Origin of the sequence: Paraburkholderia fungorum (genome assembly GCF_046027215.1) — a bacterium.
Classification (GTDB): Bacteria; Pseudomonadota; Gammaproteobacteria; order Burkholderiales; family Burkholderiaceae; genus Paraburkholderia; species Paraburkholderia fungorum_D.
The window spans coordinates 340245-358760 of the sequence record NZ_JAQQEN010000003.1; the positions used below are offsets into that span (position 1 = coordinate 340245).

Sequence of the window (18516 nt, forward strand, 5' to 3'; positions counted from 1 at the left end):
TGCGGCTGAGGTTGCGGCTGAGGTTGCAGCCGAGCGAATTAACGCGCGAACTGGCAGCAAGCCACGCGCGCCAGACCAACATCCGTGGAGACAGACATGACATCCCCGCTTTCACTCAGCGTAGCGGACACGCTTCCGTCGGACGGGTTGTCCGGCACACTCGTCGGCCGCGCCTGGGTTCCTGCCAGGCAATCAATGCCCGCAGGTCCCGCCGTAGTCGTTTTGCGCGCCGATGGCGTGTTCGACATTTCCGACGCAGCACCGACCATCAGCAGCTTGCTGGAGCGGGAAGATCCGGTCGCGACAGTGCGAGCTGCAAGTGGCCGCTGGATCGGCAAGCTGGACACGATCGTCGCCAATACGGCCGACGTAGCAGGCGGTGCGGTACGCAAACTGGAGCGCGCCCATCTGCTCGCGCCTTGCGATCTGCAGGTCATCAAAGCAGCAGGGGTGACCTTTGCGGCGAGCCTGATTGAACGGGTGATCGAAGAGCAGGCAAAGGGCGACCCACAAGGCGCGGTGCGTGTGCGGGACCAGATCAGGTCTCTCGTCGGCGATAGTCTCACCAGCATCCGGCCGGACTCCGCCGAGGCGCGCGAACTGAAGGCGCTGTTGGTCGAGCAGGGGCTATGGTCTCAATACCTGGAAGTCGGGATCGGCCCTGACGCGGAAGTCTTCACAAAGGCGCCGTTGCTGGCAGCTTTAGGTACGGGCACGGAGATCGGGCTGCATCCAGATTCGGCCTGGAACAACCCGGAGCCGGAAATCGTGCTGTCGATCGACAGTCGCGGCCGAACGCTCGGCGCGACGCTGGGCAACGACGTCAATCTGCGCGACTTCGAAGGACGCAGTGCGCTCCTGCTTGGCAAGGCGAAAGACAACAATGGCTCGTGTGCGATTGGCCCTTTCCTGCGGCTTTTCGACGAGACTTTCTCGATCGATGATGTGCGCCGTGCGACGGTCGATTTGCGCGTTGAGGGCAGCGACGGTTTTGTCTTGCGAGGATCGAGTTCGATGGATCAGATCACGCGCGACCCGCTCGATCTCGTTTCGCAGACGATCAGCTCGACCCACCAATACCCGGATGGTGCGCTGTTGTTCCTCGGGACGCTCTTTGCGCCCATCGAAGATCGCGACGCCGCTGGCGCTGGCTTCACACACAAGCTGGGCGACATCGTGAAGATTTCGAGCCGGCAGCTCGGCACGCTGGTCAACAGGGTTAACTACAGCGACCGCATCGAGCCATGGACCTTCGGTGTGCGCGCATTGATGGCGAACCTTGCTGCACGAGGACTACTAGGCACGGCGTCTCTCTGATCACGCACGAACCCGCTCTAAACCGCTATAACAGACCGGCATACCCGGCTTCCCCACGGAGACAGACGAGATGCAGACTCAACACGTTACACAAGAGCCGTTGGAAAGCGCAGTGCGCAAAGCGCGCCTGCGGCTCGCGCCCTTCCTCGCGCTGATGTTCGCGCTATCCATGCTCGACCGTTCGAACGTCGGCTTTGTCAAGCAGGCCCTTCAAGTCGATTCGAACATCGGCAACGCGGCGTTTGCGCTCGGAGCCGGGATCTTTTTCATCGGCTATGCGGTGTTCGAGATCCCGAGCAATCTGATGCTGCATCGAGTGGGTGCAAAGCTCTGGTTGAGCCGGATCATGGTCACCTGGGGGCTTGCGTCGGCGGCCATGATGTTTGCGCACAACGAGACCTCGTTCTATGTGCTGCGCTTCATTCTGGGCGTGGCCGAAGCAGGCTTTTCACCGGGCGTCATCCTCTATTCCACGTACTGGTTCCCCGCGCGTGAACGCGGCAAGGCGCTCGGCATCTACTACTTCGGTTTGCCCGTGGCGCTCGTGCTGGGCAGCCCGCTGTCAGGTTATCTGATGGAAGTCATGGGTGGCCGGCTCGGGCTGCACAACTGGCAATGGATGTTCCTTATCGAAGGTCTCGCTGCGTCAACGGTCGGCATCATCGCGTTCTTCTATCTGGTTAGCAAACCGCGCCACGCGAAGTGGCTGACGTCCGCCGAAAAGGACGCGCTGGAAAACGCCATTGCAGCGGAAGACCGGCACAAGGTCGCGCATGGGCCGGCTACTGCGCTTGGCGCGCTGCGCAACTGGAACGTGCTTCGCTTCGTATCGATCTATTTCGCCATTCAGGTCAGCGTATATGGCGTTATCTTCTACTTGCCGACGCGGATTTCGGAGCTGACCGGTACCGCCATCGGCTCGAAGGTCGGCCTTCTAACCGCCATTCCCTGGTTGTGCGCACTCATCGCATTGCGCTTCATCACCGGCTACGCGGACGCGAACGGGAAGCATCGGCAGCTCGCCGTCGCCATGCTGGCGATGGCCGCAGCAGGGATCGCACTGTCGACCCTCGGTAATCACATCGGACCCGTGCTCGTCGCATTCTGTATCGCAACGGTCGGCTTCGTTGTCGTCCAGCCGCTCTTCTGGACCCTGCCGACGGCCTACCTGAGCGGCACCGCGGCAGCGAGCGGCATTGCAATGATCGGCGCGCTCGGCAATCTCGGCGGTTTCATCGCACCGACTTTAAAGACGGCAGTGGAGACGCTCTTCCATAGCCCGCGCGCCGGCATGTTCACCCTGGCATTGGCAGGGGTCATCGGCGTGCTTCTGCTTCTGAGCATCGGCGTGCATTCACGCCGCGCAACCGAAGCGCCGATAGGCTCGCCTGAAGCGACGCTTCACTAGGCAGATGCAGGCACGCTGCACACGATTTAACCGGACATTCACATGAGCATTCTCGGACATCATTACATCGGCGGACGACGCAGCGTTTGCGTGTCGAATAATCCGCTCTTCAGCCTTGATGCCGTAACGGGCGAGCCAGTGCGCGCGGCGCAGATCGAGGAGTCTGCGTCATGATATTCGACGCCGGAAACGCAATGGCCGATGCATCGGTAACCGTAGAGCCAATCGTGCAACTGCATCCCGATGACGATGTCGGCATCGCGCGGCACCAGCTTGTCGCGGGCATGCGCATGCGCCGTGATCTTGCCGTACGTGGGTTGATTCCAGCGGGTCATAAGCTTGCTGTCCGTGGTATCGAAGCGGGCGCGCCAGTACGGCGCTACGGGCAAATCATCGGCTTCGCGACGCGTGACATCGAAGCCGGGGAGCACGTCCATACGCACAACCTTGCGATGGGCGGCTTCGATCGGGACTACGCTTTCGGCGCAGATGCAAAGCCCGCGCCGACGGCCGCAGCGACAGCTCGGTTCATGGGCATCGTACGCGCCGACGGACGTGTCGCAACGCGCAACTACATCGGCATTCTGACGTCGGTCAATTGCTCCGCAACGGCGGCTCGCGCCATCGCGGATTATTTCCGTCGCGATATCCATCCGCAAGCGCTTGCGGACTATCCAAACGTTGATGGCGTGATCGCGTTGACGCACGGTCAAGGCTGCGCGATCGATTCCGAAGGCGAAGCGCTGGAAATGATCCGGCGCACGCTCGGTGGTTATGCACGGCATCCTAATTTTGCAGGCGTACTGATCGTCGGGCTGGGCTGCGAAACCAATCAGATCGACCGGCTTGTAGAAAGCCAGGGTCTGACGCCCGGCGCGGCGCTGAAGACGATGACCATTCAGGCGACCGGCGGCACGGCGCGCACGGTGGCAGCGGGCATCGAACAGGTCAAGGCGATGCTCGTGGAGGCAAACAACGTGCGGCGCGAGCCCGTCGATGCAAAGCATCTGGTGATCGGCTTGCAATGCGGCGGCTCAGACGGCTACTCCGGCATTACTGCAAATCCGGCACTGGGCGCGGCAGTCGACCGTCTGGTCTCGCATGGTGGTACGGCGATTCTCTCCGAAACCCCCGAGGTCTACGGCGCCGAACATCTTTTGACGCGCCGGGCCACGTCACGTGAAGTCGGTGAAAAGCTCATCGAGCGGATTCACTGGTGGGAAGCTTACTGCGCACGCATGAATGCCGATCTGAACAACAATCCATCGGCTGGGAACAAGGCCGGTGGGCTGACAACGATCCTCGAAAAATCGCTTGGCGCTGTAGCGAAAGGCGGCACAACCAATCTTGTCGATGTGTACCAGTACGCTGAACTGGTCCGCGCACACGGTCTCGTTTTCATGGATACGCCGGGCTACGATCCGGTTTCGGCGACCGGGCAGGTCGCGGGCGGGGCGAACCTGCTCTGCTTTACGACCGGTCGCGGCTCCGCCTATGGTTGCGCGCCGTCGCCATCGTTGAAGCTGGGAACCAATACCGCCTTATGGCGGCGGCAGGAAGAAGATATCGACCTGAATTGCGGGTCGATTCTCGACGGCGAACGAACAGTCGACGAACTCGGTGAAGAGATCTTCCAGCTCATGCTTGCGACCGCGTCGGGCCAGGCGTCGAAAAGCGAGATTCATGGATACGGCCAGAATGAATTCGTGCCCTGGCAGATTGGCGCCATCACATAAGGGGGCGGTTGCGTTTCCTTTGGTTGCGTCTCCAGATGTCCGACGATAGCGGCGATTGAATTACCATGCCAATAGAAAGATATGATCCAATTGTGCGGGTATCGTGCTTAATCGTCTCTGCAGAAAGAGTGCCAACGTGGATAATTGCCCGCGGTGGCGACTGATGCCCGAGCAGCTCCGCGCGGAGGTATCGCAACCATGATTAGGACCGCTAGCTAGCGGGAGCCCGGTCGGTGACGCAGAAAAAACGTTCATGCTAGGATCGCCGCCTCACTGTTTTCCAACAGATCGGGATCGCAGGCGCCTGTTGTCGCCGCGATTCCGGCACCCAAGAGGATTCTGATGACTCATTCTGCCCTGACTCCGGGCGCCGTCGCCGTAATCACCGGCGGCGCCGCCGGCATCGGCCTGGCTGCTGCCAAACGCTTTGCACAGCTTGGGCTGCGCGTCTGCATTGCCGACCTCGGCACCGACCGCGTCGCGCGAGCGGCGGAGGAAGTCGCCGCGCTGAGCGCAAACGGCACGCAAGACGTCTTCGCGGTTGAGACCGACGTCAGCGTCGCCGACAATGTTCGCCGCCTGCACGCAAGCGTCGTCGAACGCTTCGGCGGAACAGATGTGCTGATGAACAATGCCGGCATTCAGCCCGGCAGTGGGATGTTCGGTCCAACCGAGAACTGGGAGCGCGTGCTGGGTGTCAACTTATGGGGCGTGATCCACGGCACGCAGGTATTCGTGCCGGACATGATCAAGCGCGGTCGTCCGGGGCTCGTGATCAACACCGGTTCAAAGCAAGGCATCACGACGCCGCCGGGCGACCCCGCCTATAACGTTGCGAAAGCCGGTTTGAAAGCGTTCACCGAAGCGCTGCAGCACGAACTGCGCAACACTGCCGATTGCCGGATCAGCGCGCATCTGCTGATTCCTGGCTTCGTGTTCACGGAACTGACCCGGAAGGGCCGCGTGGAAAAGCCCGTCGCCGCATGGACGCCCGAGCAGACCGTCGATTTCATGTTCGAGCGTCTCGACGCCGGCGACTTCTACATACTGTGTCCCGACAACGACGTGCCGCGCTCGCTCGATGAACTGCGCATTCTATGGGCGGCAGGCGATATCGTCGAGAACCGGCCTGCGTTGTCGCGCTGGCATCCGGATTACGCTACGGCATTCGAAGCGTTCATCAAGCAGGCCCGTTGACTCAAGGGTCGGCACAATGTGGCAATAAAGCGCAACCTGTCCCGATCCCGCAGTGGAAGTGCTCGATCCGCGAACCGCATCATGCCCGGTCGGCGGCGCCATCGCACGCCGCCTGGTCAAGATGCGGATTCATGCGGGTTCAAGGCGTGCGTTGGCGCTCGCTGAAGGGAATGCCGCCTCTTGACTTGGAGTCTGGTGGAGACTCCACGACCTGCACGACAACCTGTTCAGCGGTGACACCGAAGCTGTCAACTACAGCTTTGGTAATCCCCGACATCAGCGCTTTCTTTTGCTCGGCTGAGCGCCCTGCTACAGCGTAAACAACAACTTCCGGCATAACGTACTCCAGCGGGTTGGCAAGGAACTGCAGCTGCAATCATAGCGGCACTGCATGGAGTGTGCTCGGGCCCCGGCCCCCGAATCTACTCTACGGTGGGATATGCCAATGCCGCGTTGGTGTAACTTGCCTATACGCGGGTATAAGCGCGGTGACCAGCGCCACGAAAACTCGCGATCCGGGGCTGCGTTCATTGATAAATACAAGTTAAGACCAGGTTAAATGGACCTGAACGATCCATATGAAATTGCGGATAAACTTCGGACCCAGTTTTCCAGCTTGTCGGGACCTCCGATTGGAGAGTACTAACCTTCGGAGAAGAGAAATGAAAACTGGGAATGCGGCAATGTCGCTGCAAGTGCGTATTGCGTTGACGATGGGCTTTCTTGCTGTCCTGATGGTGACGATCGGTGTTCTAGGTTTGCTCGGCACCAGCCGGGCCAATCGCGCGAACCAGGATACCTACGAGAACAAGCTGACCGCCGCGACGAACATCGGCAACGCGGAAATTTACATTGCGCGTACTCGCCTCGTGCTGGACCGCGTCGCCTTGCATCCGGACGATCCGAAGGCTGCCGGACTGATCGAACGTGCCGTCGGTTATTTCGACGAGTCGGAGAAGTGGTGGCAGAAGTTCGTCGAGCAGCCGCACGAACCCAACGAAGCGAGTCTGATCGGTGATGCGAGCGAGCGCCGCAAAGCCATGCGAGGCGGTGTTTCCGCATTCATCGTTGCGATCAAGGCGAATGATCGCGTCCAGGCCGACAAGATCACGATGACGCAATTGGGCGATCTCTACAACGACATGAACATTGCGAATCAGAACGTCAAGCAGGCGCTGTACACCAACGCGAAGAGAAACTACGATGCGGCCGAGTCGAGCTTTCGCACGTTCTTTACGCTGTCGATTCTGATGATCGTGGTCGGTGTCGCGGCCGCCGCTCTGAGTTGGGCCGCCCTGCGCCGCGCGATCATGAGTCCGCTGAACCAGGCGCTCGGGCATTTCGAGGCGATTGCAGAAGGCGATTTGAACCGTCGCGTCGAGATCGCCAAAGAAGATGAAATGGGCACGTTGCTGCGCGGCGTGGAGATGATGCAGACGAGCCTCGCCCGCACCGTGCGAGCCGTGCGCGGCAGTAGTGAATCGATTGCGAGCGCAACGGCGCAGATCGCTTCGGGCACGATGGACCTGTCTTCACGCACCGAAGAGCAGGCAGCGTCGCTCGAAGAAACCGCAGCCAGCATGAGCGAATTGACAGCTACGGTGAAGCAGAACGCGGACAGTGCGCGCACGGCGAGCTCGCTCGCGGACAGCGCCTCGCTGGTCGCCACACGCGGCAATGAGGTGGTCGAGCGTGTGGTCGGCACCATGGGGAGCATCGAAGCGAGCTCCCGCAAGATCGCCGACATCACGGGGATTATCGAAGGGATAGCCTTTCAGACCAATATTCTTGCGCTGAACGCGGCCGTTGAAGCTGCGCGCGCGGGTGAGCAGGGACGCGGTTTCGCGGTGGTCGCCTCGGAAGTGCGCAGTCTCGCCCAACGCTCGTCGACGGCGGCGAAAGAGATCAAGTATCTGATCACCGAATCGGTACAGACCGTGGCGGTCGGTACCGAACTCGTGGCGGACGCGGGCAAGACGATGCAGGAAGTTCTGGATGCCGTGCGTCAGGTCACCGACATTGTCAACGAGATCGCAGCCGCCGCGGAAGAGCAGCGTACCGGCATCGAACAGGTTGATACCGCTGTCAGCCAGATGGATTCCATCACGCAGCAAAACGCCGCGCTCGTCGAGCAAGCGACTGCCGCCGCTCAGGCGCTCAACGAGCAATCCCGTAACCTGCACGGTTTTGTCGACGTGTTCAAGCTTGCCTGATTTTTTTCTCCGCCAAAACAACACAATAACGTTACCCAACGATCGCAGCCGGCGCAGCTTTCTCAACTACGGGCGGAAGCGTACCCGAGTGAGTTCTTCGCACGCCTGCCACAAGCGGCCGGCATTCGACGTGTCCTTTGCCTGCCTGCCGACGCTCGCCTCGCCAATCCTGCTTCCGCGTGCCTCCAGAAAGCCTTGTGGACCATAGTAGCCGCCGCCACTGACGTCACGCGAAGTAGCCGCGTAAAGGGTTGGCAGAGCGCCTGCGTAATCGGTGTTGAGCACGGCACCGATGAAATGACTAAGGAGCTCACGGGCAGCTCCTGAAATCGCGGAGCGATTCCCGCCCCGAAACAGATTGGTATTGGCGACGCCAGGGTGAGCGGCAACCGAGATAACACGGGAATTCGCAGCGCGCAAACGCCGGTCGAGCTCGAACGCAAACATCAGATCCGCGAGCTTCGACTGCCGATAGGACCGCATCGGCGAATAGGCTTTATTGGATTGGAGGTCGTCGAAATCGATCTGTCCGTGCTTGTGCGCGATGGAAGCAATCGTGACGATGCGTGGCCGGTCAGGCGATCCAGTTGCCGCCAGTTCGAGAGCGGGCACAAGGAGCGCAGTCAAGGCGAAATGGCCGAGTACGTTGGTGCCAAACTGCAGCTCGAAGCCGTCGGCAGTCTCGCGTCGCTGCGGCGGCGCCATGACGCCAGCGTTGTTGACCAGAATGTGAATGGGGCGTTGCCCGGTGAGTTCCCTCTGCGCGAACTGCCGTACGGACGCAAGGGATGCGAGATCGAGAATCGCCAGTTCGGCACGAACGTCGGGCGCGGCGGCGTTCAGACGGGACAAGGCCTCTTCTCCGCGTTGTTTATCGCGGCAGGCAAGTATGACTTGTGCGCCTTTGCGCGCCAGAGTCAATGCGGCATGGTAGCCAATGCCACTGTTCGCGCCGGTGATGAGAACTCGCTTGCCGATTTGCGGCGGTATATCGGCTATGGTCCACTGTCTGTTCATATTGCTCCGGGTCAGCATAGGCGTAGTCGTTCGAGACTACCATTAGTCAGTCTGGGACGTCGCTATCGGTCAAAGATTGTAGTTCCCGGCGATCCTGGACATGTGCGTCGCGTGCTGCGTTCGGGGGATTCTGGTGCGCGTATGAGAGGGCGTGGTCGTCAATGTGATTGGCTGAGAACAAGCTTTCGTTTTCGTAATCCTGCTCGACCTCGGCCTGCAAAGCGCACATGTCTCGAATATGGCGCGCAACCTGGCGGTGCGCAGCACTGCGATGAGCCGTGCCAACACGCTTTACATGACGATCCGCTTTGCGGGCGGGGCGACCGGCGCAACGCTTGGCAACTATGCGTGGAGCGTATGGCATTGGTCGGGCGTGTGCGGCGTTGGGCTCGTCTTTGCCAGCGCCGCGATGCTGCCGCAGATCATTCCCGCGTTCGGTCAGCGATCGCTTGCGGCGGAACGTGAGAAAAGCGCCGACCATGAGGTGCGTGAAGCGCGATAGGCAATCGAGCGATCGGATCAAACGGATCGCACTGTCTCAGGCGTATGGATGGACTCTTCGCTGATCACGTCGATGGCTGGAGCAATGCCGAAGCAGGTAACAACGTGCACTGATGTTCACGGCAAACCTCACCTGTTGTTCGCAGCGGCCGTTTTGGAGCGCGGTGAGAGCATCCAAAGAAGCTAACAAGTGCATTGCATGCGGTTAGCCGCGACTCAACTGGAGAACATCATGAACGCATCAGACACCTCGGCAAATAACGGCCATTTCCGTCAACTGGAAGGGAAGGTCGCGCTCGTTACGGGCGCAAGTTCTGGCATTGGCAAGGCAACGGCGATCCTGCTCGCCCAACGCGGTGCGAAAGTCATTGCCACGGCGCGGCGTCGAGCCGAACTGGACGAAGTCGTGGCCGCGATCACGGCGGCGGCCGGCGACGCGACCTCGCTCGTGGTCGATGTGACGAAAGAGGACGACATTGCCGCGATGGTGAGGCTTGCGGTCGATACTTATGGCAAGCTTGACATCGCGTTCAACAACGCCGGCACGGAAGGCATTTTTGCGCCGCTCGTCGAACAGAACAAGGAACGCTTTGACATGGTGTTCGAACCGAACGTGCGCGGTGTGTTCAACAGCATGAAATACGAGGCGGAAGTCGTGCTGAAACAGGGTTTTTGAAGCATTATCAACAATGCGTCGATGGGGGGGCGTGATCGGGTTCGAAAACGCGTCATTCTATATTGGCACGAAGCATGCGGTGATCGGAATCACGAAGACGGCATCGATCGAATGGTTCAGGCGCGGCGTGCGCGTCAATGCCCTGTGTCCGGGGCTGATCGAGACGCCGTTCCATCATCGTGGCATCTGGCCGTCGGTCGAAGTGCGGCATGCGTTCGCCGCCAGCACGCCGGCGGGCCGGTTCGGTTCCGCCGAGGAAATGGCGCCGGTCGTCGCGTTCCTCGCATCCGAAGATTCGTCGTATGTGTCCGGTCATGCGCTGCTTGCAGAGCCGGCTATTCCGTCGCCTGAAGGTTCCAGTGCGGCGCGCGGATCGTTCATTTTCAAGAGGTCATCATGAATATCAGCATCATCGGAGCGGGAAACATCGGCAAGGTACTCGCGCGCCGTTTCGTCGAAAACGGGCATGCCGTGCGTATCGCGAACTCGCGCGGAGCGGCATCGTTGGGGGACATTGCGAAGGAAACGGGCGCGACGGCAAGCGACGTGCAGGACATCGTCGCCGACGCGGACGTGATAGTCGTGACGATTCCGCAAGCCAAGGTGACGAATTTGCGGAAAGGTCTGTTCGACAACGCAAAGCCGTCGGCTGTCGTCGTGGATACAGGTAACTATTACCCTCGTCAACGTGACGGGCGCATTGACGGCATCGAGGCGGGCGTGCCCGAAAGCCGCTGGGTCGAGGAGCAGATCGGCCACGCCGTCGTCAAGGTGTTCAACAACATCTATGCCGCGCACCTCGAAGGGATGGGCAAGCCCGTCGGCACGTCGGGACGCATCGCGCTCCCCGTGGCAGGCGACAACCCGAACGCGAAGGAAGTCGTGTTCAGACTCGTCGATCAGATTGGCTTCGACCCAGTAGACGCCGGCACGATCGCTGACTCATGGAGGCAGCAGCCCGGCTCGCCTGTCTATACGGGCGATTTCGATGCACAAGGCGTCAAAGATGCGCTGGCGCGCGCGACGACGGAGCGTACCGAAAGCTGGAGGGCGACGGACACAAGTCCTGGCACGTTTGATCATCCGGCCTGACGTGATGTCCGGATGAACCGAGCCCGCGCGCGACCAGCAGTCAGTGTCACGCCAAGGCCGACTAGCGCCGACACATTCGGCGCTAGTCGGCCAACAAGAGCCGTTGACGATCTTGAGTCGGGTGGCGGAAATCAGTTTGATACCGGCCGTTCGACGGGAGAGGGGAAGGAGATCGGCAGTAGCTGCGCGAGTGCAAGCGCCCATGTTGCGATACTGCCGCGACCGCCGCCGTCACTCTGTTTCGCTTTCGTCGGTGTCGGCATTGGCAGCGTTGGCTTCATGGTCCATGGCAGCAGCGGCCAGTTGCTCCGCAAGTTCCGGGTGCGCTTCCTTGCGTTCGCTATAGCGGTCAGTGAGATATTCCGAACGGTCCCGTACGATCAGCGTGAACTTGTACAGTTCTTCCATGACATCGACGACGCGGTCGTAGTACGCGGATGGCTTCATTCGTCCGTCAGCGTCGAATTCCTGCCATGCCTTCGCCACCGATGACTGGTTGGGGACCGTCACCATCCGCATCCAGCGCCCTAGCACGCGCAGTGCGTTCACCGCGTTGAACGATTGTGACCCGCCACACACCTGCATCACTGCGAGGGTGCGCCCCTGAGTGGGACGGACCCCGCCGCTTTCCAGCGGTAGCCAGTCGATCTGATTCTTGAACACAGCGGTTAGCGTGCCGTGACGTTCGGGGCTGCACCAGACCTGGCCCTCTGACCACTCCGACAGATTGCGCAGTTCTACGACCTTTGGATGATCCGCGCCAACGCTATCCACAATTGGAAGGCTATGTGGGTCGAACACTCGCGTCTCAGCTCCGAAGTGCCGCAGGATGCGTTCAGCTTCGAGCGTCAGTTGGCGGCTGTAAGACGTAGAGCGCAGCGATCCGTAGAGCAGAAGAATCCGCGGAGCGTGTTGAAGCACGACGCGTGGCGTGAGCTTTTGCAGGTCGGGCGTATCAAGATGACGCCCACTGATGTTTGGCAGCGTGTCGATCACTTTTCGATTCTCCGGCCTTTGCTGTCGATTACTACCTCGCCATCTTCCTTCGTGAAGGGCTTGTTCAGTGGCTCGGGCAAGATTTCGAGAACGAGTTCGGAAGGACGGCAAAGGCGCACGCCATGCGACGTGACAACAAACGGGCGATTGATGAGGATCGGGTGTTTCAGCATCGCATCAAGTAACTGCTCATCGTTCAGGGATGGGTCGCCTAAACCGAGGTCGGCATAAGGTGTGCCTTTCTCGCGCAGCGCGGCGCGCACAGTGAGGCCCGCCTGCCCGATCAGCGTCTTTAGCGTGTCACGATCAGGGGGAGCATTCAGATACTCAATAATCTCCGGCTCAATGCCCGCGTTGCGGATCATTGCCAGCGTATTCCGTGACGTGCCGCAGTCCGGGTTGTGATAGATCGTGACGTTCATCACTTTTGTCCCTTGAGACGGCTATCTGCTTCGTACCAGTGCTGCGAAAGGTTCACCGCGCCAACGACCAGTAGCATGACGGGCACTTCAATCAGCACGCCAACCACTGTCGAAAGCGCCGCGCCCGACTGGAACCCGAACAGACTGATGGCCGTGGCTACCGCGAGTTCAAAGAAGTTGCTCGCGCCGATCAGGCTCGATGGTCCCGCAACGCAGTGCGCAACGCCCAGTCTGCGATTGAGCAGATACGCAAGGCCGGAATTGAAAAACACCTGAATCAGGATCGGGACCGCCAGCATCGCGATAACGAGCGGCTCCCTGACGATGGCCTGTCCTTGAAACGCGAATAGCAGCACCAGCGTCGCCAGAAGCGCGCAGATCGAATACGGACCGAGATGCGCGATGGTCCGCTGGAAATGAGCCTCGCCTTTTGCAAGCAGTCGCTTGCGCAGCACCTGGGCAAGGATGACGGGAATGACGATGTACAGGCCAACAGAGATAATCAGCGTGTCCCACGGCACTGTGATAGCGGACAGGCCCAGCAGTAGCGCGACGAGCGGTGCAAACGCCACGATCATGATCGAATCGTTAAGCGCGACCTGTGACAGCGTGAAGTACGGATCGCCCTTGCACAGTTGTGACCAGACAAACACCATCGCTGTACACGGCGCGGCGGCGAGCAGGATCAAGCCGGCGATGTAGCTGTCGAGTTGATCGGCAGGCAGCCACGGCGCGAACACATGACGGATGAAGATCCAGCCGAGCAAGGCCATCGAAAACGGCTTGACGAACCAGTTGACAAAGAGCGTCACGCCGATACCACGCCACTGGCTTTTCACTTGCGTCATGGCCGCGAAATCGATCTTGACCAGCATCGGGATAATCATCACCCAGATCAGTACGCCGACCGGCAGGTTGACCTGTGCCACTTCAATGCGGCCGACCGTCTGAAAGAGTTGCGGAAGTCGCTGTCCGAGCAGAATGCCGCCAACAATGCAGAGAGCGACCCAGACCGTCAGGTAACGCTCGAAAAATCCGATTGCCGGGCGTGCTGCGCGGACCGCTGTGTCAGTGCTGCTCATTTCATTCCTGCAATAGTGACCACGAATTCAGTCGGAGTGCTGCTGGCTTTGGAGATATCCGACCGTTCATGCGAATGGTGGTGTGACCAGCGCGAAGCAGCCCGATCGGTCAGTTCCCATTTGCAGTAGTCATACCGGGTCTCGGCAACAATTGGGTAAGTCGCTTGCTGCGCAGGCTGTGCCGGCGCAACAGTTCTCCGTCAGGAAACCGATCAGGCCCGTCATGGCGTCGAAATTCGCCGTGTAGATGACGAAACGTCCCTCCTGCCGTGGCTTCACCAGGTCTGCATGCGACAGATCCTTCAGGTGAAAGGAGAGACTCGACGGCGATAGCCCAAGCTGCTGTGCAATTTCGCCAGCCGCCATGCCTTCAGGGCCAGCAACGACCAATAGGCGGAAGATCGCAAGGCGCGATTCATGGGCGAGCGCGCTCAGGGCGCGTACAACGAGGTTTGAGTCCATGCCCCGAACAATAGAGCATTCATTTCTACATTTCAAGTATTATTGAAATGTTGGTTTCGCCCGACTCCGTTGAACTCGATCCAATCGGCCCTTCAGGGAAATGCAACGACTCTGGTAACGCGGTAAAGCGGTCACTCGGCCATCCGGGGCGCATGGCGTTTCAGAGTCGACAAGAGGCGGCCGTACCTGCTCGGCCGCGGCCATTCACCGAGCTTGCGTCGGGCGAGGGACGCATGGTCTAAGTTACACGATGACGGCAGTTGGTGCGTATTCCCGCCCACTGCCAACAGGCGGAAGTTGGCAGCAGAGCACGCCGTCGTGCCGGTCACGCTTGTCGACCGTTAGCGAGGCTATTCTTGAACAACACTTCGCGCCGGACAGCGCCGAACAAGAAAGCAAATTTTCGTAAGCATTCAGCCTGGTGATGACCGCGGACCAATCCCGACGCAGCGCGTGCATCGTCGATACATGCTGAACCAGGCAACCGGTTCTCCCTGTTCGCGCCACGCATAGCTCATAAGCTGACGTGCGTGTATTCGACAGCGCACTCGCAGCGTGTGGGATTCGCATGGTTTGAGCGTTACAAAGAAGTCCTCAGCGGTTCTTTCATCGCGCCCGTCGGTCTAGCCTTCTGGGTGTTTGCGGTCCAATAGGCCACGCGGATAAGAGAACCTTCTTTACTGCCTTTTTACTTGCCGCCGGGTTTGAACCGCGTCAAAATTTGAAGAACATCAAATGAAGGAGTGACGCCATGCGTAATCGATGTCGTCGACCGTCGAACAGCTTCACTGCCTGACCGGCAGGACGTCTGCGCGCCCTTTCCCAGCCGCCGTCTTGCCAACAGGCAGATGGTGTGCGCCGTAGTCACTCTCTCCGTGCACCCTGATTAGCGCCATCTGAACGCGGCGATTGCGTGCGTCCGCCTGGCACTGCGTCGCGAGCATCAACTCGCGGCTGTGCTCGTCCGCGCCCCTTTAAATTATTGGCGCGGTCGGGCGCGTGCATAAACATGTGCGTATCAGATGCCTACAAGGAGCCGCCATGCCGGACAGTGACAGTTACCCCATATGCCGCTCACTTTTACCTTTTGCCTGAGGGAAGCGAGTAGACGTTCGTCGCTGCGCGTATGACGCGCCCAAACTTCAGGTCTGCTGGCTTTCCGTGAACCGCGTTTAGCCAAATGCTCGGAGAAATATCATGAACTTCGGTCTCCTCGTGTCACAACTGCCCCGCGTCCAGGAATCGCGCGTCCACTACGAAGCCGTGCTTGCCGTGCATGCTCCCGAACCGCACAGATTCGTCGCATTCTGGCAGCGTCTCAAAACTCGCGCCTCATAGTTTTCAGCGCTAATTCGGCACACGCAAGAATGTCACGTACGAACTAGTGCGGCTGGCAGACAGCGACTGCTGAACACATCTTGACTCCCGCGTCGTCGTCGTAACGACGACATGCATGCGGGCGATTGATATACAACGTGCAAAGCGTCGGCGCCATACCGGAGGTTGGTCATGAAGGTTATTGAACGCAACAATGCTCCGGAAGCAGTGCAGTGTCTGAGTGCACATGAACTGGCGACGCTCCTGGTGCTATTTCAAGCACCTTGCGATGTGATGGCGGCTACGCCGGACGTAAGGGCACTTCGCGATGCCGGCTTCGCCAAACTGGTTGACTCTGGACAAGGCACAGCCAGGTTCGCGATTACAGACGAAGGAAATGTCGTGTTGCGGATACTAAGCGCTGGATGATTCGGCGGCTGAAGTTGCAAGCCTGGTGCCTGCGGTCACACTGCGACCAAACGAATGGGTGCGTTAATTTTCTGAGCCTGCGGCTCCATGACTCATGATAAGGCTGGTATTGCCACCAGTCCCAACCAACGCGGGAACCATACGGATGGAAATCGACCAGAAAGATAGAGTGCTTGAGACGCGGCTGGTGGGGGTGCGCGGCCTCGTGCAGGGCATTGGCTATCGGGAAGCCTGTGTACGCCGCGCCCACGCGCTGGCCGTCACCGGCTGGGTTCGTAATCGCATGGACGGTTCGGTCGATGCGATGCTGCAGGGCTCGCCAGAACAATTGGCAGCCATGTGCGCCTGGCTAAGCGAGCGCACGTCTGCTGCGCTGGTCGACGAGCTTCAAGAAACCGAGGCGGAGCCACCGTTTCCTCGCTTTGGCATCTTCGAGCGCTTGCCACCCTATAAGGAAGGCGACCGATTCGCCGCGCTATGTTTCATCTGAGTTGTCCGAGGGAACGGGCGACGCCGGAATCGCATCCGTGACACAATATTCATTGGCAGTTCTCGACCTCGCAGAGGTTGATTCCAGTGTATCGAGCGCGCACATTAACAGGGTGTTTGTGTGTAACGTAACGTCTCGCTTGAAAAATTATTGGAGTTGACCCCGTCCCGCCATGTCCACATGGACGCAACAGCACGACGTCTGCGCCGCCCCCTGGGCGCCAATGACTGTGGAAGCGTATGCTGCTGTAAATCATCAGGAGACGACCATGAGCCTTGCAGGCAAGACACTATTCATGTCCGGCGGCAGTCGCGGCATCGGACTCGCGATTGCACTCAGAGCCGCACGCGACGGCGCGAATGTCGTGATTGCCGCAAAGACCGCCGACCCAGACCCGCGGCTCGAGGGTACGATTCATACGGCGGCTGCCGCTGTTGAAGCTGCTGGCGGCAAGGCGCTCCCTCTTGTGGTGGATATTCGCGACGAAGAACGCGTGAAAGCCGCGGTTGCCGAGACCGTTGCTTTATTCGGTGGCATCGATATCCTCGTGAACAATGCCAGCGCCATTCGACTCACTGGCACGCTAGACACACCCGTCAAACGGTACGACCTGATGCATGGAGTCAACGGCAGAGGCACGTTCGTATGCGCGCAAGCGTGCCTGCCTCACCTCCTCAATTCGCCGAACCCGCACATCCTCACGCTGTCACCGCCACTGGTCAGCGACGCGAAGTGGTTTAGCGATTTTCCGGCATACACCATCGCAAAATACACGATGAGCCTATTCACGCTGGCTCTTGCCGGAGAGTTCAAAGACCGAGGAGTCGCAGTCAATTCGCTATGGCCTCGAACAGCTATCGCGACCGCTGCTGTGCGAAATGAGATTGGCGGTAAGGACATGATTGCCGCGTGTCGCAAGCCTGAGATAGTTGCCGACGCGGCCCACTATATCCTGACGCGCCCAGCTAAAGAGTGCTCGGGAAACTTCTTCCTCGACGACGAAGTCCTGCTCGCAGCCGGTGTGCGCGACTTCGCACAATACGACGTGCAGGCTGGGGCTGCATTGCAAGCCGATTTCTTTGTGGAGGCGTTGCCGGGCATGTTGCCGGCGGATAACATGATGAAGCGTACATCCCGCAACCCACCCCGCTAAAAAGTTATGGTGTGCGGAAACGGCCGCAGTCACTTACGCTGGAATCGCTAGCTTCGTTGACCCGGCCGAGCATTCCTGAGGTGCGTGGTTGCTCGATTCGCTGGCCGAACAGTGAGCGCGGACGGGCCCGCCGCAACCTCGCTCAAGCGAACGGATAGCAGTCGTTGCCCAACACCAACGCGGGTTGCGGCGACCGTCTACAATCAGCGAGGTGTAGAGCGTGAATGCGGACATGCGGCACAGCATATGCCTCACGCGCCGTGCCTACTGAATCCGGAGGAAGCATGAGTCAAACTGAGACTGCCCTGATTGTGGGTGCGGGAAAGGGATTGAGTGCCTCCCTCGCGCGGCTGTTTGCAGCAGAGGGTATGCAGGTTGCGCTCGCGGCCCGCGACACCAGCAAGCTGACGGACCTTGTCGGCGAGACTGGCGCGCTTGCCTTGAATTGCGATGCAAGTCGGTCGGACGATGTCAAGGCACTCTTTGACCGCATAGATAACGCATTCGGCGCTCCTGACCTCGTTGTGTACAACGCGAGCGGCCGCTATCGCGCTGCAGTCGAAGACATCGACCCAGAGAAACTTGAGGATGCGCTTAAAGTGACCGCCATCGGTGGCTTTCTCGTAGCTCAGGCCGCAGCGGTTCGAATGCTGGCGCGCGGCAATGGCACCATCATCCTGACCGGCGCGACTGCAAGCGTGAAAGGGCTACCTGGTTCGACGCCATTTGCGATGGGCAAATTCGCGTTGCGAGGGATGGCTCAAGCTATGGCCCGGGAATTCGCCCCAAGGAATATTCACGTTGCCCACGTTGTCATCGACGGTGGTATCGCCAGTAGCCGGGCGCAATCGGACGATGGCAGCACTGACGACAAATGGTTGGACCCTGATGCGATAGCAAAGGAGTATCTCCATATTCATCGTCAGCACCGCAGCGCCTGGACATGGGAGGTCGAACTTCGCCCTTGGGTTGAAAAATTTTGATGAGCATGTCGACCGAAGAATAGGG

The 18516-nt window shown here is 59.7% G+C and carries 20 protein-coding genes; 14 read left to right on the plus strand and 6 right to left on the minus strand.

From position 1 onward, the window contains the following. Positions 1–96 precede the first annotated feature (96 nt). The 5 genes from PQR27_RS37365 to PQR27_RS37385 all read left to right on the plus strand — a co-directional run bounded on the left by PQR27_RS37365 (position 97) and on the right by PQR27_RS37385 (position 5658). Entirely contained in the window at positions 97–1317 is a 1221-nt protein-coding gene (locus PQR27_RS37365) for a fumarylacetoacetate hydrolase family protein (RefSeq protein ID WP_408528685.1), read from the plus strand. Positions 1318–1387: 70 nt separating this feature from the next. After that, a complete protein-coding gene (locus PQR27_RS37370; protein WP_408528686.1) occupies positions 1388–2725 on the plus strand; it encodes an MFS transporter in 1338 nt (445 codons plus the stop codon). A gap of 42 nt (positions 2726–2767) precedes the next feature. Then, entirely contained in the window at positions 2768–2899 is a 132-nt protein-coding gene (locus PQR27_RS37375) for a hypothetical protein (RefSeq protein ID WP_408528687.1), read from the plus strand. Further along, a complete protein-coding gene (locus PQR27_RS37380; RefSeq protein WP_408528688.1) occupies positions 2896–4461 on the plus strand; it encodes a D-arabinonate dehydratase in 1566 nt (521 codons plus the stop codon). Before PQR27_RS37375 ends, PQR27_RS37380 begins: the two co-directional genes overlap by 4 nt. Before the next feature lie 342 nt (positions 4462–4803). After that, the gene (locus PQR27_RS37385) at positions 4804–5658 is read left to right on the plus strand and encodes an SDR family NAD(P)-dependent oxidoreductase (protein ID WP_408528689.1); all 855 of its coding nucleotides are present in this window, start codon (positions 4804–4806) and stop codon (positions 5656–5658) included. Positions 5659–5797: 139 nt separating this feature from the next. Here PQR27_RS37385 and PQR27_RS37390 read toward each other — a convergent pair whose 3' ends face one another. Then, a complete protein-coding gene (locus tag PQR27_RS37390; protein ID WP_408528690.1) occupies positions 5798–5995 on the minus strand; it encodes a tautomerase family protein in 198 nt (65 codons plus the stop codon). A 325-nt stretch (positions 5996–6320) separates the two neighbouring features. On the opposite strand from PQR27_RS37390, the gene PQR27_RS37395 reads away from it, so the two are divergent. Next, complete coding sequence (locus PQR27_RS37395) at positions 6321–7871, plus strand: methyl-accepting chemotaxis protein (RefSeq protein ID WP_408528691.1); 1551 nt, start codon at positions 6321–6323, stop codon at positions 7869–7871. 66 nt (positions 7872–7937) lie between these two features. Here the strand turns inward: PQR27_RS37395 and PQR27_RS37400 are convergent, their stop codons facing one another. Continuing rightward, positions 7938–8906 (minus strand): oxidoreductase, encoded by a 969-nt coding sequence (locus PQR27_RS37400; protein WP_408528692.1) that lies wholly within the window; start codon positions 8904–8906, stop codon positions 7938–7940. A 253-nt stretch (positions 8907–9159) separates the two neighbouring features. Here PQR27_RS37400 and PQR27_RS37405 point away from each other — a divergent pair, with 253 nt between their 5' ends. The 4 genes from PQR27_RS37405 (at position 9160) to PQR27_RS37420 (ending at position 11157) form a co-directional block, all read left to right on the plus strand. Further along, entirely contained in the window at positions 9160–9390 is a 231-nt protein-coding gene (locus PQR27_RS37405; protein WP_408528693.1) for a hypothetical protein, read from the plus strand. Positions 9391–9621: 231 nt separating this feature from the next. Continuing rightward, positions 9622–10065, plus strand: coding sequence for an SDR family NAD(P)-dependent oxidoreductase (locus PQR27_RS37410; protein ID WP_408528694.1), 444 nt, complete (start codon positions 9622–9624; stop codon positions 10063–10065). Between the two features lie 79 nt (positions 10066–10144). Then, positions 10145–10465 (plus strand): SDR family NAD(P)-dependent oxidoreductase, encoded by a 321-nt coding sequence (locus PQR27_RS37415; protein ID WP_408528695.1) that lies wholly within the window; start codon positions 10145–10147, stop codon positions 10463–10465. Continuing rightward, entirely contained in the window at positions 10462–11157 is a 696-nt protein-coding gene (locus tag PQR27_RS37420; protein WP_408528696.1) for an NADPH-dependent F420 reductase, read from the plus strand. The genes PQR27_RS37415 and PQR27_RS37420 overlap by 4 nt, the downstream gene beginning before the upstream one ends. 231 nt (positions 11158–11388) lie before the next feature. Here the strand turns inward: PQR27_RS37420 and arsH are convergent, their stop codons facing one another. The 4 genes from arsH to PQR27_RS37440 all read right to left on the minus strand — a co-directional run bounded on the left by arsH (position 11389) and on the right by PQR27_RS37440 (position 14119). After that, entirely contained in the window at positions 11389–12153 is a 765-nt protein-coding gene (arsH, locus tag PQR27_RS37425; RefSeq protein ID WP_408528697.1) for an arsenical resistance protein ArsH, read from the minus strand. Further along, entirely contained in the window at positions 12150–12575 is a 426-nt protein-coding gene (gene arsC / locus PQR27_RS37430; RefSeq protein WP_408528698.1) for an arsenate reductase (glutaredoxin), read from the minus strand. Before arsC ends, arsH begins: the two co-directional genes overlap by 4 nt. Next, the gene (arsB, locus tag PQR27_RS37435) at positions 12575–13657 is read right to left on the minus strand and encodes an ACR3 family arsenite efflux transporter (protein WP_408528699.1); all 1083 of its coding nucleotides are present in this window, start codon (positions 13655–13657) and stop codon (positions 12575–12577) included. The genes arsC and arsB overlap by 1 nt, the downstream gene beginning before the upstream one ends. 129 nt (positions 13658–13786) lie before the next feature. Then, on the minus strand, positions 13787–14119 hold the full coding sequence (locus PQR27_RS37440; protein WP_408528700.1) for an ArsR/SmtB family transcription factor: 333 nt from the start codon (positions 14117–14119) through the stop codon (positions 13787–13789). 1509 nt (positions 14120–15628) lie between these two features. Between PQR27_RS37440 and PQR27_RS37445 the strand changes: the two genes are divergently transcribed. The 4 genes from PQR27_RS37445 to PQR27_RS37460 all read left to right on the plus strand — a co-directional run bounded on the left by PQR27_RS37445 (position 15629) and on the right by PQR27_RS37460 (position 18491). Then, the gene (locus PQR27_RS37445; protein WP_408528701.1) at positions 15629–15865 is read left to right on the plus strand and encodes a hypothetical protein; all 237 of its coding nucleotides are present in this window, start codon (positions 15629–15631) and stop codon (positions 15863–15865) included. A gap of 145 nt (positions 15866–16010) precedes the next feature. Then, entirely contained in the window at positions 16011–16355 is a 345-nt protein-coding gene (locus PQR27_RS37450) for an acylphosphatase (RefSeq protein ID WP_408528702.1), read from the plus strand. Positions 16356–16623: 268 nt separating this feature from the next. Further along, positions 16624–17508 carry an SDR family oxidoreductase gene (locus PQR27_RS37455; protein WP_408528703.1) on the plus strand — a complete coding sequence of 295 codons (885 nt, stop codon included), beginning with the start codon at positions 16624–16626 and terminating at the stop codon, positions 17506–17508. 284 nt (positions 17509–17792) lie between these two features. Continuing rightward, a complete protein-coding gene (locus PQR27_RS37460; protein ID WP_408528704.1) occupies positions 17793–18491 on the plus strand; it encodes an SDR family NAD(P)-dependent oxidoreductase in 699 nt (232 codons plus the stop codon). Positions 18492–18516: the final 25 nt, after the last annotated feature.

Excerpts from the sequence above, each read along its gene's own strand:
- PQR27_RS37440 (WP_408528700.1), bottom strand. The coding sequence starts at position 14,119 with ATGGACTCAAACCTCGTTGTACGCGCCCTGAGCGCGCTCGCCCATGAA.
- PQR27_RS37365 (WP_408528685.1), top strand. The coding sequence starts at position 97 with ATGACATCCCCGCTTTCACTCAGCGTAGCGGACACGCTTCCGTCGGAC.
- PQR27_RS37400 (WP_408528692.1), bottom strand. The coding sequence starts at position 8,906 with ATGCTGACCCGGAGCAATATGAACAGACAGTGGACCATAGCCGATATA.
- PQR27_RS37385 (WP_408528689.1), top strand. The coding sequence starts at position 4,804 with ATGACTCATTCTGCCCTGACTCCGGGCGCCGTCGCCGTAATCACCGGC.
- PQR27_RS37380 (WP_408528688.1), top strand. The coding sequence starts at position 2,896 with ATGATATTCGACGCCGGAAACGCAATGGCCGATGCATCGGTAACCGTA.
- PQR27_RS37455 (WP_408528703.1), top strand. The coding sequence starts at position 16,624 with ATGAGCCTTGCAGGCAAGACACTATTCATGTCCGGCGGCAGTCGCGGC.
- arsB (WP_408528699.1), bottom strand. The coding sequence starts at position 13,657 with ATGAGCAGCACTGACACAGCGGTCCGCGCAGCACGCCCGGCAATCGGA.
- PQR27_RS37390 (WP_408528690.1), bottom strand. The coding sequence starts at position 5,995 with ATGCCGGAAGTTGTTGTTTACGCTGTAGCAGGGCGCTCAGCCGAGCAA.
- PQR27_RS37420 (WP_408528696.1), top strand. The coding sequence starts at position 10,462 with ATGAATATCAGCATCATCGGAGCGGGAAACATCGGCAAGGTACTCGCG.
- arsC (WP_408528698.1), bottom strand. The coding sequence starts at position 12,575 with ATGAACGTCACGATCTATCACAACCCGGACTGCGGCACGTCACGGAAT.
- PQR27_RS37405 (WP_408528693.1), top strand. The coding sequence starts at position 9,160 with ATGAGCCGTGCCAACACGCTTTACATGACGATCCGCTTTGCGGGCGGG.
- PQR27_RS37445 (WP_408528701.1), top strand. The coding sequence starts at position 15,629 with ATGAAGGTTATTGAACGCAACAATGCTCCGGAAGCAGTGCAGTGTCTG.
- PQR27_RS37460 (WP_408528704.1), top strand. The coding sequence starts at position 17,793 with ATGAGTCAAACTGAGACTGCCCTGATTGTGGGTGCGGGAAAGGGATTG.
- PQR27_RS37450 (WP_408528702.1), top strand. The coding sequence starts at position 16,011 with ATGGAAATCGACCAGAAAGATAGAGTGCTTGAGACGCGGCTGGTGGGG.
- PQR27_RS37370 (WP_408528686.1), top strand. The coding sequence starts at position 1,388 with ATGCAGACTCAACACGTTACACAAGAGCCGTTGGAAAGCGCAGTGCGC.
- PQR27_RS37375 (WP_408528687.1), top strand. The coding sequence starts at position 2,768 with ATGAGCATTCTCGGACATCATTACATCGGCGGACGACGCAGCGTTTGC.
- PQR27_RS37410 (WP_408528694.1), top strand. The coding sequence starts at position 9,622 with ATGAACGCATCAGACACCTCGGCAAATAACGGCCATTTCCGTCAACTG.
- PQR27_RS37395 (WP_408528691.1), top strand. The coding sequence starts at position 6,321 with ATGAAAACTGGGAATGCGGCAATGTCGCTGCAAGTGCGTATTGCGTTG.